We start from the raw sequence: 12,915 nt of genomic DNA, 5'->3' as shown, positions 1-12,915 counted from the left end.
CCGCCACTTCCCCCAGGTGAGGGCGTCCGGGCATCCTCTCGCCCGGTGACGACCGCCACAAGGGCGGCGTCCCGCGGGTCAGGACTGGAGCGAGTGGTCGAGCTCCGCGACGAGCGCGTCGACCACCGCGATGAGGTCGCCGCCGGACTCGCGCGCCACGGCGCGCTGCCGCTGGTACGACGCGCCGCGCTTCGGGATGTCGGCGACCGTACGCAGCTCGGCCTCGCAGCCCAGCCGGCGGGCGACGGGGGTGAGGCGCTCGAGCAGGTCGTGGAGGTCGTCGGTCACGAGCCGCTCGCGGTTGTGGTCGTCGAGGATGACGATGGCGTCGAGGCCGTAGCGCGCCGCGCGCCACTTGTTCTCCTGGACCTGCCACGGCGGCATCGTCGGCAGGGTCTCGCCGGCCGCGAGCCGGGTGTCGAGGTCGACGACGAGGCAGTGGACGAGCGCGGTGAGCGCGGCGATCTCGCCCAGGTCGGACATGCCGTCGCAGACCCGGTGCTCGAGGGTGCCGAGGTGCGGCGCCGGCCGCAGGTCCCAGCGCACGTCGGACATCGACTCGATGATCCCGGTCGTCGTCTGGTCGGCGATGCACTTCTCGAACTCGGGCCAGGTGTCGAAGGTGAACGGCAGCCCGGCGGTCGGGAGCTGCTGGAACATCAGCGCCCGGTTGGAGGCGTAGCCGGTGTCCTGGCCCGCCCAGATCGGCGAGCTCGCCGAGAGGGCCAGGAGGTGGGGGTACGTCGTCAGCATCGAGGCGAGCACGGGCATCACGCGGTCGCGCTCGGGCATGCCGACGTGCACGTGGACGCCCCAGATCAGCATCTGGCGGCCCCACCACTGCGTACGGTTGATGAGCTCGGCGTAGCGGTGGCCCTCGGTCAGCTGCTGGTGCGACCAGTCGGCGAAGGGATGCGAGCCGGCGCCCAGCAGGTCGACGCCGAGCTCGCGCGCGGCAGGGGCGACGACGGCCAGGGTCTCGCGCAGGTCGGCAACCGCTTCGCCGGCGGTGTCGCAGATCCCGGTGACCAGCTCGACCGTGTTGCGCAGCAGCTCCTTGTGCAGCCGGGCCGGTTCGTCGAGGCGCCCGCCCGCCAGCTCGTGCACCTCCGACGCCACGCTCACGAGGTCGCGGCTGACCCGGTCGACCAGCGCCAGCTCCCACTCGACGCCCAGCGTCGGCCGGGCTGACGCGTGGAAGTCGATGCGCATGGGCTCACTCTAGGGAGCGCCGGGCGGTCACGGATCACCCCTGTGACAGCGGCCCCGGGAGCGGTGCGAGCATGGCGGCGTGGATGAGCACAACGAGCAGACCGAGGCACAGCGGGTGCGCGAGATCCACCTCTCGATGGACCTCATACTGCGCATCGGCGAGATGCTGCTGTCCTCGGGCGCCGGCGCCGCGGACGTCACCGCCACGATGCGCTCGGTGGCCGACCACCTCGACCTGCGCCAGGCCGAGGTCGACGTGACCTTCACCGCCCTCTCGATGAGCTACCAGCGCTCCCTCGACGACGTACCGACGCTGATGATGCGCCACGTGCAGCAGCGCGACATCGACTACGAGGACCTCACCGCAGTCGACCACCTGGTGCGCGACATCCTCCTGGACCGGGCCGACCTCTACCTCGCGCGCAACCGGATGGCGACCATCGTGTCGCTGGGACACGCCTTCCCGCGGTGGGCGGTCACGATCGCCTGGGCCGTGATGGCCGCCGGCGTCGGCGTCTTCCTCGGCGGTGGCGCCCTCGTCTCGGCCGTCGCCGCGCTGGCGGCCGTGTCGATCGACCGCGTGCAGATCCTCATGGCGCGGCGACGGCTGCCGTTCTTCTACCACCAGGTCGCGGGCGGTGCGATCGCCACGCTGCTCGCCGCCGGCGTTGCGGCCACCCCGATCGAGGTCGACGAGTCGCTGGTCGTCACCGCCAACATCATCATGCTGCTCGCCGGGATCGGGCTGATGGGCGCCGTGCAGGACGCGCTCACCGGCTTCTACCTGACGGCGGGCGCGCGGCTGATCGAGGCGATGATGGCCACCGCGGGCATCATCGCGGGCGTCGCCCTCGGCATCTCGGTCTCCGACGTGCTCGACATCGGGCTCAGCGGCCTCGTGCCGGGCCAGGTCAAGTACTCCGACCTGCCCGTCCTGATCCTCGGCGCGGCCGTGTCGTCGGCTGCCTTCTCCGTCGCCTGCTACGCCCCACGCCGGGCCGTGGCGCCGATCGCGGCGATCACCGCCGTCGCCGCCCTGATCTCCCAGACCGTCGAGGTCAACGGCTTCGGCCGCGCCGCCGCTGCCGGCGTGGCCGCCTTCTTCGTCGGCCTCGTCGCCTATGCGGTGGCGGGCCGCGTCCGGGTGCCCCCGCTGGTGGTCGCGGTGCCGGCGATCGTGCCGTTCCTGCCCGGCCTGTCGATCTACCGCGGCCTCACCTGGCTCGCGGACGGGGGCTACCTCGTCTCCCAGGGCATCCTCGCGCTGATGACCGCCATCTCCGTAGCGATCGCGCTGGCCTCCGGCGTGATCCTGGGGGAGTACGTGGCCCAGCCGCTCAAGCGGGAGGCGCGCAAGCTGGAGAACCGGCTCGCCGGACCGCGCCTGGTCGGTCCCTTCCGCGCCCTGACCCGCGCCGAGCGTCGGGCGCTCAGGAAGTCAGGCGAGTGAGTTCCGCGAGCCACCGCTGGTGCGTGCCGTCGTACGGCGGCAGGCCGGCGCGGGCGGCCGCGAGGACCGCATCGCAGCTGGCCTGCGCTCGCGCGACCACGTCGGCCGGATAGCCGTACGCGACCTGGTGCTCGGCGAACTCGTCCTCGTCGTCGACGAAGACCTCGCCCGGGCCGGCATCCATGTTCTGCGGTCCCGACCTGGTGGAGGTCGGTGGCGTCGCGGACCTCCGGATCACGTCGAGGTCGAGGTCGACGGCCCGCAGCACGGTGCCGTCCCACTCGCCCGGGGTGGCGAGGTCGACGTAGAGGTCGCACCAGATCCCGGGCGCGTGGAAGGTCGCGGCGTACCAGCCTCCCGGCGGCACGAGCGTCACGCAGTCGACCTCGGAGACCATCTGCAGACCGGGGCGGCTGTTGAGCGTCCCCTGTGGGAAGCCGAGCCACTCGCCGTGCTCATCGGCGCCCAGGTAGACCCCGTCGAACTCCCAGTGCGGGCGGTCGCCCCACTTCGTCATCTCGCAGCGGATCGGGGTCCCGGGCTCCATGCGACCAACCTAGCGACCGGGCGATTCCTCGCGCTGAGACCAGCCGACCGGGCGGTTCCTCGCGCTGAGACCAGCCGACCGGGCGGTTCCTCGCGCTGGTCAGCGCCCTGTAGCGCGAGGAAGTGCCCGGTCAGCGCCCTGTAGCGCGAGGAAGTGCCCGGTCAGCGCCCTGTAGCGCGAGGAAGTGCCCGGTCAGCGGGGGAGGTGGACGGTGAAGGTGGTGGCGCCGGGGTTGCTGGTCAGCTCGACCGAGCCGCCGTGGGCGGCCACGATCGCCTGGACCATCGAGAGGCCGAGACCGGCGCCGCCGGCGCGGGTGCGGGCGGCGTCGCCGCGGGTGAACCGCTCGAACGCGCGGGGGGCGAGCTCGGGGGAGAAGCCGGGACCGTCGTCGTGCACCGTGAAGCCGTCGGCCGAGCCGGTGACGGTGATGGTGGTGCCCGCGGGCGTGTACTTGCTGGCGTTGGCGAGCAGGTTGGTCACCACCTGGTGCAGGCGGGCGGCGTCGCCGACGACGCTCACCGGCGCGTCCGGGAGGGACAGCCGCCACTGCCGGTCGGCGTCCACGACGCGGGCGTCGTTGACCGCCTCCAGCAGGAGCCGGGACAGGTCGACGGGCTCGCGCTCGAGAGGTCGGCCGGAGTCGAGCCGGGCGAGCAGGAGCAGGTCCTCGACGAGCCCGGTCATCCGCGCCGACTCGGTCTCGACCTTGGCGAGCGCGGTGGGGGTGGTCTCCGGGCGGTTGCGCGCCAGCTCGGTGTAGCCGGCGATCGTGGCCAGTGGCGTCCGCAGCTCGTGGGAGGCGTCGGCGACGAACTGGCGCACCTGCTGCTCGCTGCGGTGCCGCTGGTCGAGGGACGCCTCGACGTGGTCGAGCATCGCGTTCAACGCTGCGCCGACCTGGCCGACCTCGGTGCGCTCGTCGGTGAGGCGCGCGGGCACCCGCTCGGACAGGTCGATCTCGCCGGAGGCGAGGGGGAGCTCGGCGACGCGGTGGGCGGTGCCGGACACCTCGCGCAGCGGCGCCAGCTGGCGGCGTACGACGAAGGTGCCGGCGCCACCGGCGATCGCGACGGCGGCGCCGCTCACGACCACGACGATGGTGACCAGCCAGGCGAGCGCGTCGTCGACCTCCTTGGTCGGGAGACCGGCGACCGAGACGACGTTGTAGGCGTCGTTCGCGATCACCCGGTACTCGCCGAGTCCCCGCAGGGTGACCTCGTGCACCTTCCCGTCGGCCGGGACGTCGGCGATGCGGTCGAGCACTGCCGCCGACAGCGGCTTCTCCTTGGCCTCGCCGGTGGAATCGTCCTCCAGGACGGTGCCGGTCGAGGTGCCCGAGTCGGGGTCGACGAGAGCGGTCAGCGTGCCGATGCTCTGCCCGCCCGGTCCGCGCCCGTCGTCGTCATCGCGGCCCGGGCCGCGGAAGTCCATCGGGGGACCGTACGCACGGGTCAGCGAGCTGCGCACCTGGTCGTCGAGCCGGTCGGTGAAGTAGCCGCGCATCACCAGCGTCGTCGCAGTCCCGATGACCGCGGCGGTCACCGCGACGAGCAGCACGACCAGCGCGACCAAGCGCGTCGTGAGGGTCAAGGGACGACGCATCACGCCGGCTTCAGGACGTAGCCGGCGCCGCGCATGGTGTGGATCATCGGGTCGCGCCCGGCGTCGATCTTCTTGCGCAGGTAGGAGATGTAGAGCTCGACGACGTTGGCCTGCCCGCCGAAGTCGTACTGCCAGACGCGGTCGAGGATCTGCGCCTTGCTCAGCACGCGCCGCGGGTTGCGCATCAGGAAGCGCAGCAGCTCGAACTCGGTCGCGGTCAGGCTGATCTCCTCGCCGGCGCGGTGCACCTCGTGGCTGTCCTCGTCGAGGGTGAGGTCGCCGACGGCGAGCACGTTGCCGGCGTCGGCCTGGGCGGCCGTCCCGCCGCGTCGGATCAGACCGCGCAGCCGCGCCACAACCTCCTCGAGCGAGAACGGCTTGGTGACGTAGTCGTCGCCACCCGCCGTGAGGCCGGCGATCCGGTCCTCGACGGCGTCCTTGGCGGTGAGGAAGAGGACGGGCACGTCGTTGCCGTCGGCGCGCATCCGGCGCAGCACCTCGAGGCCGTCGAAGTCCGGGAGCATGATGTCGAGCACGACAGCGTCGGGCCGGAAGTCACGCGCCGTGGCGACCGCATCGGTGCCCGTGTGGGCCACCCGCAGGTCCCACCCCTCGTAGCGCAGGGCCATCGCCAAGAGCTCGGCGATGTTGACCTCGTCGTCGACCACGAGGACGCGCACGGGGGAGCCGTCGGGTCGGGTGAGCTGCTGCATGGGCAGCATCCTGCCGTCGGTTCCTGTGGAGTTCCTGTGACGCGCCTGTCGGTCTCGACACGCCTCGCTCGGCTACTCGACCACCGGGGAGTGCTGGTTGAGCCGTGCGGCCTGCTTGGTCAGGTGGGTTCGCTCGGGCATGTTCGTGGCGAGCGCGGCCGCCTCGGCGTAGAGCCCGGCGGCGGTCGCGAGGTCGCCGTCCCTCTCGTGGAGGTACGCCGACACGGCCCGGTGGCGCGGCAGGTCGGGGTCGACCTCGGCGAGTGCGGCGAGCCCAGCGCGAGGTCCGTCGGCCTCGCCCACGGCGACGGCCCGGTTGAGGCGTACGACGGGGCTGCCGGTCAGGGCCAGCAGCTCGTCGTACCACTGCACGACCTGCACCCAGTCCGTCTCCTCCGTCGTACGCGCGTCGGCGTGGAGCGCCGCGATCGCCGCCTGCAGTTGGAACTCGCCGCGCTGCTCGAGAGCGAGGGCGCGCTGCAGGATCCGGACGCCCTCCTCGATCAGGGCGCCGTCCCAGCGGCTGCGGTCCTGGTCGACGAGCGGGACCAGGGTGCCGTCCGGCCGCAGCCGGGCCGGGCGACGCGCGTGGTGGAGCAGCGTCAGGGCGAGCAGCCCGTCGGTCTCGGGGTTGGCCCGCAGCGACGCGAGCTGCCGGGTGAGCCGGATCGCCTCGGCAGCGAGGTCCACGTCGCCGGAGTAGCCCTCGTTGAAGACCAGGTAGAGCACCCGCCGCACCGTGGCGAGGTCGCCCGGCCGGTCGAACGACTCGCCCGAGATCGTCCGCTTCGCACGGCTGATCCGCTGCGCCATCGTCGCCTCGGGCACCAGGTAGGCCTCGGCGACCTGGCGCGTGGTGAGGCCCGCCACCGCCCGCAGCGTCAGCGCGACCGCCGACGCCGGGGTGAGGGCCGGGTGCGCGCAGAGGAAGAAGACCCGCAGGGTGTCGTCGGCGACCTCGGTCGGACCCGCGCCCGGCTCTGCGTCGACCACGACCTCGCGGCGCTGCCGCGCCGACCCGGACCGTACGCCGTCCAGGAACCGCCGCCACGCCACGGTGACCAGCCAGCCCTTGAGGTCGCGCGGTGCCGCGTCGTCGCCGGCGCCGAAGGTGCGCCACGCCTCGACGAGCGCGTCCTGGACGGCGTCCTCGGCCGCCGCGAAGTCGGCTCCGCGGCGGACGAGGACACCGATCACTGCTGGGACGAGCGGTCGCAGCGTCGTCCCGTCGAACGGATCCATCGGGCTCGGGATGTCAGTCCTCGGTGCCGGTCGGCGAGCCGTAGAACGGGCGCACCTCGAGCCACTCGTGGATCGGCCTGCCGCCGGCCCCCGGGGCCAGCGAGAGCTCGCCGGCCAGGGCGACCGCGCGGTCCCAGCCGTCGACGTCGACGATGTACCAGCCGGCGATGAGGTCCTTGGTCTCCGCGAACGGCCCGTCGGTGATCGGGCCCTTGCCTTGGTCGTCGGCGCGGACGAAGGCGCCCTCGGGCGACAGCGCCTGGCCGTCGACGAACTCGCCGTCGGCCTCCAGCCGCTTCCCGAAGTCGTCCATGAACTTCAGGTGGGCGTCGACCTCCTCGGGGGTCCAGCGGTCCATCGGGACGTCGTTCACGGTGGCGGGGGTGCCGCGGTAGTGCTTGAGGATCAGGTACTTCGGCATCTCGGTTCTCCTTGTCCGGTGCGGCCATTGTGGCCGCATCCACTCCGGGGACGGAGCCGCACCGTGGTTCTCGACATCGCAGTCCCATGAATCTCAGGGCGCGTTCACAGGTCGCCCACAGGCAGCGGGCGCACGCTCCTGCCATGACCGACGACAAGCTCCGGCCCGACGACGAGACCCAGCCCGACGACGAGACCCAGCCCGTACGCCCCGAGGGCGCCGCGACTCTGCCGCCGGCCCCGGCATCCGAGCCGGCTGCTCCCGCGGCGACCACCGCAGAGCCGGTCGCGCCTGCGCCCGTGACGACCGGGCGTCGCGGCTTCGGCGAGCGCTTCCGCAGCCTGCGCAGCTCGGACGGCAGCCGCACCTTCGGGCTTGCGGCCCTGATCGCCTCCGCGCTGGCGGGGATCATCGTCGGCGGCCTCGGCTTCGCGGCCGTGCACGCCATCGGTGACGACGGTGGTCGGGACCGCGGCGGCTGGATGCAGCAGCGCGACGCGGACGACCGGGGTCCCGGGCGCGACGGCATGCACGGCGGCCCCCACGGCGTACCCGGTCAGCTCCCGCCGACCACTCCGCCGGAGGACGACGACAGCTCCACCAGCTGAGCGAACCGCGTCAGCAGGATCCCGGCGCGAAACCCGGTTGCCGCAGTGGGCGAGAATGGCGCCCGTTGTGAAGATCTCCTACCCGCCGGACCTTCCGGTCTCCGCGCGCCGCGACGACATCGCCGCGGCGATCCGCGACCACCAGGTCGTCATCGTCGCCGGCGAGACCGGGTCGGGGAAGACCACCCAGCTGCCGAAGATCTGCCTCGAGCTCGGTCGCGGGGCAGGCCCGGCCGAGGGCGGGAAGCTGATCGGCCACACCCAGCCGCGCCGGATCGCCGCCCGCTCCGTGGCGGAGCGGATCGCTGAGGAGCTCGGCACCGAGCTCGGTGACGTCATCGGCTACCAGGTGCGGTTCATCGACCGCACGTCGAAGGCCAGCCGGGTCAAGCTGATGACCGACGGCATCCTGCTCGCGGAGCTCCAGCGCGACCGCGACCTCCGCAAGTACGACACGCTCATCATCGACGAGGCCCACGAGCGCAGCCTCAACATCGACTTCCTCCTCGGCTACCTCAAGCGACTGCTCCCGCGCCGGCCCGACCTCAAGGTGATCATCACCAGCGCGACGATCGACGTCGACCGGTTCGCCGCCCACTTCGCTGCGCCCGTGGTCGAGGTGTCGGGGCGTACGTTCCCGGTCGAGGTCCGCTACCGCCCGCTGCTCGAGCTGCCGGAGGACGACGAGGACGGCGAGCCGGTCCAGCGCGACCAGACCGAGGCGATCGTCGACGCCGTACGCGAGCTGTCGGCCGAAGGCCCCGGGGACGTGCTCGTCTTCCTCCCCGGCGAGCGCGAGATCCGCGACACCGCCGACGCCTTCGACGCGCTGAAGAGTGACCGCCTCGAGATCGTCCCGCTCTACTCCCGCCTCAGCGCCGCCGACCAGCACAAGGTGTTCTCCAGCCACCCGTCCACGGTGCGCCGCGTCGTCCTCGCCACCAACGTCGCCGAGACGTCGCTGACCGTCCCCGGCATCGCATACGTCGTCGACACGGGCGTCGCGCGGATCAGCCGCTACTCCGTACGCACCAAGGTGCAGCGGCTGCCGATCGAGCCGATCAGCCAGGCCTCGGCCAACCAGCGGTCCGGTCGCTGCGGGCGCGTGTCCGACGGCATCGCGATCCGGCTCTACTCGCAAGAGGACTTCGAGGGACGCCCCGAGTTCACCGACCCGGAGATCCTTCGCACCAACCTCGCGAGCGTCATCCTCCAGATGGCCTCCCTGCGCCTCGGCGACATCGCCCGCTTCCCCTTCGTCGAGCCGCCTGACCGCCGCAACATCAAGGCAGGGACCGACCTGCTCGAGGAGCTCGGCGCGATCACCGCCGAGGCCGCCCCGCAACGTGTGGCGAACCGGCGGTCCGAACCGCCGCATCGCAGCACGTCCCAGCCCGGCGTACGCCTCACCGCCGTCGGCAAGCGCCTGGCCCGGCTGCCGATCGACCCGCGGCTCGGCCGGATGATCCTCGAGGCCGAGCGCCTCGGGTGCGTACGCGACGTCCTCGTCATCGCTGCCGCGCTCTCGATCCAGGACCCGCGTGAGCGGCCGGAGGAGCAGCGCGCGCAGGCCGACCAGCAGCACGCCCGCTTCAAGCACGAGTCGAGCGACTTCCTCACCTGGCTCAACCTGTGGCGCCACATCAAGCAGCAGCAGAAGGAGCTCTCGTCCAGCGCCTTCCGCCGGATGTGCAAGCGCGAGCACCTCAACTACATGCGGATCCGCGAGTGGCAGGACTACGAGTCCCAGCTGCGCCAGGTGGCCAAGGAAATGAAGCTCGAGGTCGGCCACCCGTCCGACACCCCCGACGAGGACGGCATCCACCAGGCGCTGCTGTCCGGGCTGCTGAGCCACATCGGTGCGCTGGAGGAGCGGGAGAAGGCCAAGCCAGGGGAGCGACGCCCGCTGCGGGAGTACGTCGGCGCCCGCAACGCCCGCTTCGCGGTCTTCCCCGGCAGCGTGCTCAAGGGGCGCAACCCCGGCTTCCTGATGAGCGCCGAGCTCGTCGAGACCTCCCGCCTCTGGGCCCGGCAGAACGCCGCGATCAACCCCGAGTGGGCCGAACGCCTCGGTGAGCACCTGGTCAAGCGGACCTACTCCGAGCCCCACTGGTCGCGCAAGCGCGCGGCCGTGATGGCGCGCGAGCGCGTCACCTTGTACGGCGTACCGCTCGTCGCCGACCGCCTGGTGCAGTACGGCCGCATCGATGCCCCGCTCGCCCGCGAGCTCTTCATCCGCCACGCGCTGGTGCAGGGGGAGTGGGACTCCCGCCACAAGTTCCTCGCCGAGAACGCCCGCCTGCTCGAGGAGGCCGAGGAGCTCGAGCACCGCGCGCGGCGCCGCGACATCGTCGTCGACGAGGAAACGCTCTTCGAGTTCTACGACGCCCGCGTCGGCGAGGACGTGGTCAGCGGCCAGCACTTCGACCAGTGGTGGAAGCGCGCCCGCCAGAAGCGGCCCGACCTGCTCACCTTCGACCCCGAGATGCTCACCCACGACACCGCCGGCGAGGTGCGCGCGCACGACTTCCCGACGCAGTGGCACGACAGCGACGAGGCCGGGCTGACCTTCCCGATCAGCTATCACTTCGAGCCCGGCTCCACCGACGACGGCCTCACCATCGACGTGCCCGTCGCCACCCTCAACCGCATCGACGCCGACGACTTCTCGTGGCTCGTGCCGGGCCTGCGCGAGGAGCTGGTGACCGAGCTGATCCGCTCGTTGCCCAAGCACCTGCGCGTCGCGATGGTGCCCGCGCCCAACACCGCGCGGGAGTTCCTCGCCGCGACCCCGCCCGGCACCGAGCCGATCCTCGACGCCCTCGAGCGCTTCGCCCGCAGCACCCGCAGCCTGGTCATCGACCGGGAGGCGTGGGACTGGGCCAAGGTGCCGACCCACCTCCAGCCGACCTATCGTGTGGTCACCGAGGAGGGCGTGGAGGCCGGTCGCGGCAAGGACCTCGACGCGCTCAAGGAGCCGCTGCGGCCCACGTTCGAACGGGCGATGGCCGATGTCGCCGCGGACTCGGGCGTCACCGCGACGGGCCAGACCGCGTGGACCTTCGGGACGATCGACGAGTCCTTCGTCCAGCGGCGTGCGGGCCACGAGGTGCGGGGGTTCCCGGCGCTGGTCGACGAGGGCACGACGGTCGGCCTGCAGGTGCTCGCCACCGCCGACGTCGCGGCCGCGCACCACCGGCTCGGCGTACGCCGTCTCGTGCTGGTCGCGCTCGGCCCGCCCACCCCGGTCGACGACGTGCTCGCGGCCGCGGGGCTCGACCAACGCGCCAAGCTCGCGCTCGTCGGCTCGCCGTACGCCTCGGTCGGCGACCTGCTCGCCGACGTGCGCGCCGCGATCGTCGGCGAGGTCGTCGACTCCCGCCCGACGGTCCGGGACGAGGCGGCGTACGACGCCGTGGTCGCGGCCGCCCGCGACGCCGTGGCCGAGGGCACGAGCGCGGCCGTCCACGACGTGATGCGGGTGCTCGAGGCCTGGCGCGCGACGGACCGCGCGATCTCCGGACGCGCCGACCTGATGACGCTGCCCGCGATGACGGACATGCGCGCGCAGGTGGGACGGCTGATGGAGCCGGGCTTCGTCGGCCGCGCCGGAACGAGGCGGCTGCGCGACTATCCCCGCTACCTCGCCGCGGTCACCCACCGCCGTGAGCGCCTCGACGCCGCAGTCGCCCGCGACCGTGGCCTCCAGGACCAGCTCTCCGGCCTGCAGGAGGCGTGGCTGCACGCCGTCGCCGCGCTGCCCGAGGGCCAGCCGGTGCCGCAGCACCTGCGCGAGGCGGGGTGGCTGCTCGAGGAGTACCGCGTCTCGCTCTTCGCCCAGCAGCTCGGCACCCGCGACAAGGTCAGCGACCAGCGCATCCGCAAGGTGATGGGCACCTCGTCCTAGTGTGGTCGCCGTGACCGGCCGCATCCACCACCGTCCGATGACACCGGGCGACGGCTTCTTCGCCGACATCGTCGGCGGCGCCGACCCCGCGCACGTACGAGAGGCGGGCGATCTCGCCGCGACGATCCTGGTGCGGGGCGCCCGCGCGTCCGACGACCCCCAGATCGCCGAGCGCATCGTCCACCTGGCCGAGACCGAGGGCCTCGAGACCCTGGCCGAGGTCTGGTCGGGCGCGCCGTCCGACACCCTCGCGGGCAGCCTCTGGAGGCTCTTCCTGCTGCGCTCGTGGGTGTACGCCGACCCCGAGCGGGTCGCGTCCGACTACGAGGCCGGGCAGCGCCGGGCCGACGTGGCGCGGGTCGTCGCCGGCGTCGCCGACCCGCCCGGACCCGACGAGCTGCGCCGGATGGTCGACGACGTGCTGCGCGGGATCGCGCGCGGCGACTTCGCGGTGACCCTGTTCCGGGCCGCCGCCTTCGCGCGCATCGTCGCCGCGGGGCGCGCCGCGTTGGGCGAGTCCACCCACGAGGAGATCTCCCGGATGCTCGCCCTGTCCGAGCAGCTCGAGGCCGCCGGGCACGTGGAAATCGAGCACTCGCTGGGGTGAGGTCCTACACTGGAGCCTGAGTGCGTCGGGCTGTGGCAGCCCCGGGTCCCGAAATCAGCCGCTACGAGCGGCCACGCGCCGTGAGGCGCTCCCGGTCCGGCGCACTCATCAACTTCGTCGCTGCGTGGCTAGGGTCGATGCATGAATTGCCTGCGCCGCCGCGTCGCCCGGTTCCTCGGCACGTCCAGCCCGGCCGTCGGCGCGACGGCCCCTGACGCCCCGGGCCGCTACGCCCCCGAGGCCGACGGCGAGCCCGATCCGGGCGAGGTCGTGTGGGCGTGGGTGGCCTACGAGGACGACCCGAGCCAGGGCAAGGACCGGCCAGTGCTGCTGCTCGACACCGACGGCGACGGGTGGGTCGGCCTGATGCTCAGCAGCCAGGACCACGACCGCGACGCCGAGGACGAGGCCCGCCACGGTCGCCACTGGATGGACGTCGGCGCCGGCGGCTGGGACCCGCAGGGTCGCCCCAGCGAGGTCCGGCTCGACCGGCTGATCCGCCTCGAGCGCGCCGCCATCCGCCGCGAGGGTGCGGCGTTGGAGGAGACGATCTTCCGCGACGTGGCCGAAGCCTGGCGTGGACTCGACCGTTAGGGTTCCTCC

11 protein-coding genes are annotated in these 12,915 nt (G+C 72.7%); 5 read left to right on the top strand and 6 right to left on the bottom strand.

The window, feature by feature from the left end; genetic code table 11:
* Positions 1–78: 78 nt before the first annotated feature.
* Positions 79–1,212 carry a glutamate--cysteine ligase gene (locus EUA94_RS13000; protein WP_129427308.1) on the bottom strand — a complete coding sequence of 378 codons (1,134 nt, stop codon included), beginning with the start codon at positions 1,210–1,212 and terminating at the stop codon, positions 79–81.
* A gap of 79 nt (positions 1,213–1,291) precedes the next feature.
* Here EUA94_RS13000 and EUA94_RS12995 point away from each other — a divergent pair, with 79 nt between their 5' ends.
* A complete protein-coding gene (locus tag EUA94_RS12995; protein ID WP_242494853.1) occupies positions 1,292–2,662 on the top strand; it encodes a threonine/serine exporter family protein in 1,371 nt (456 codons plus the stop codon).
* Here EUA94_RS12995 and EUA94_RS12990 read toward each other — a convergent pair.
* The 5 genes from EUA94_RS12990 to EUA94_RS12970 all read right to left on the bottom strand — a co-directional run bounded on the left by EUA94_RS12990 (position 2,643) and on the right by EUA94_RS12970 (position 7,190).
* A complete protein-coding gene (locus EUA94_RS12990; RefSeq protein WP_129427307.1) occupies positions 2,643–3,209 on the bottom strand; it encodes a ribonuclease FAU-1 family protein in 567 nt (188 codons plus the stop codon). The two genes, EUA94_RS12995 and EUA94_RS12990, sit on opposite strands and share 20 nt — an antisense overlap.
* A 192-nt stretch (positions 3,210–3,401) precedes the next feature.
* Positions 3,402–4,802, bottom strand: a complete 1,401-nt coding sequence (locus EUA94_RS12985; RefSeq protein ID WP_242494852.1) for a sensor histidine kinase — start codon at positions 4,800–4,802, stop codon at positions 3,402–3,404.
* 11 nt (positions 4,803–4,813) lie between these two features.
* Complete coding sequence (locus EUA94_RS12980; protein WP_422879899.1) at positions 4,814–5,527, bottom strand: response regulator transcription factor; 714 nt, start codon at positions 5,525–5,527, stop codon at positions 4,814–4,816.
* Positions 5,528–5,599: 72 nt separating this feature from the next.
* On the bottom strand, positions 5,600–6,769 hold the full coding sequence (locus EUA94_RS12975) for an RNA polymerase sigma factor (protein WP_129427304.1): 1,170 nt from the start codon (positions 6,767–6,769) through the stop codon (positions 5,600–5,602).
* Between the two features lie 13 nt (positions 6,770–6,782).
* Positions 6,783–7,190 carry a YciI family protein gene (locus EUA94_RS12970; RefSeq protein ID WP_129427303.1) on the bottom strand — a complete coding sequence of 136 codons (408 nt, stop codon included), beginning with the start codon at positions 7,188–7,190 and terminating at the stop codon, positions 6,783–6,785.
* A 143-nt stretch (positions 7,191–7,333) separates the two neighbouring features.
* Here EUA94_RS12970 and EUA94_RS12965 point away from each other — a divergent pair, with 143 nt between their 5' ends.
* From EUA94_RS12965 to EUA94_RS12950, 4 genes are all read left to right on the top strand, one after another.
* On the top strand, positions 7,334–7,798 hold the full coding sequence (locus tag EUA94_RS12965) for a hypothetical protein (protein ID WP_129427302.1): 465 nt from the start codon (positions 7,334–7,336) through the stop codon (positions 7,796–7,798).
* A 55-nt stretch (positions 7,799–7,853) separates the two neighbouring features.
* A complete protein-coding gene (gene hrpA / locus EUA94_RS12960; RefSeq protein WP_129427301.1) occupies positions 7,854–11,705 on the top strand; it encodes an ATP-dependent RNA helicase HrpA in 3,852 nt (1,283 codons plus the stop codon).
* Positions 11,706–11,715: 10 nt separating this feature from the next.
* Positions 11,716–12,312: a hypothetical protein gene (locus tag EUA94_RS12955; RefSeq protein WP_242494851.1), complete on the top strand. Its 597-nt coding sequence runs from the start codon at positions 11,716–11,718 to the stop codon at positions 12,310–12,312.
* A 141-nt stretch (positions 12,313–12,453) separates the two neighbouring features.
* Entirely contained in the window at positions 12,454–12,906 is a 453-nt protein-coding gene (locus EUA94_RS12950) for a type II toxin-antitoxin system PemK/MazF family toxin (protein WP_242494850.1), read from the top strand.
* The last annotated feature ends 9 nt before the right edge of the window (positions 12,907–12,915 follow it).

Origin of the sequence: Nocardioides zhouii, assembly GCF_004137345.1 — a bacterium.
GTDB classification, from domain to species: domain Bacteria; phylum Actinomycetota; class Actinomycetes; order Propionibacteriales; family Nocardioidaceae; genus Nocardioides; species Nocardioides zhouii.
The sequence above is the reverse complement of the archived record's forward strand: the minus strand, read 5'-3'. Positions and strand labels throughout refer to the sequence as shown.

What these genes read in the sequence shown, in the direction of transcription:
- hrpA (WP_129427301.1), top strand. Translation starts at nt 7,854, where the DNA reads ATGGCGCCCGTTGTGAAGATCTCCTACCCGCCGGACCTTCCGGTCTCC.
- EUA94_RS12980 (WP_422879899.1), bottom strand. Translation starts at nt 5,527, where the DNA reads ATGCAGCAGCTCACCCGACCCGACGGCTCCCCCGTGCGCGTCCTCGTG.
- EUA94_RS12965 (WP_129427302.1), top strand. Translation starts at nt 7,334, where the DNA reads ATGACCGACGACAAGCTCCGGCCCGACGACGAGACCCAGCCCGACGAC.
- EUA94_RS12975 (WP_129427304.1), bottom strand. Translation starts at nt 6,769, where the DNA reads ATGGATCCGTTCGACGGGACGACGCTGCGACCGCTCGTCCCAGCAGTG.
- EUA94_RS13000 (WP_129427308.1), bottom strand. Translation starts at nt 1,212, where the DNA reads ATGCGCATCGACTTCCACGCGTCAGCCCGGCCGACGCTGGGCGTCGAG.
- EUA94_RS12990 (WP_129427307.1), bottom strand. Translation starts at nt 3,209, where the DNA reads ATGGAGCCCGGGACCCCGATCCGCTGCGAGATGACGAAGTGGGGCGAC.
- EUA94_RS12950 (WP_242494850.1), top strand. Translation starts at nt 12,454, where the DNA reads ATGAATTGCCTGCGCCGCCGCGTCGCCCGGTTCCTCGGCACGTCCAGC.
- EUA94_RS12970 (WP_129427303.1), bottom strand. Translation starts at nt 7,190, where the DNA reads ATGCCGAAGTACCTGATCCTCAAGCACTACCGCGGCACCCCCGCCACC.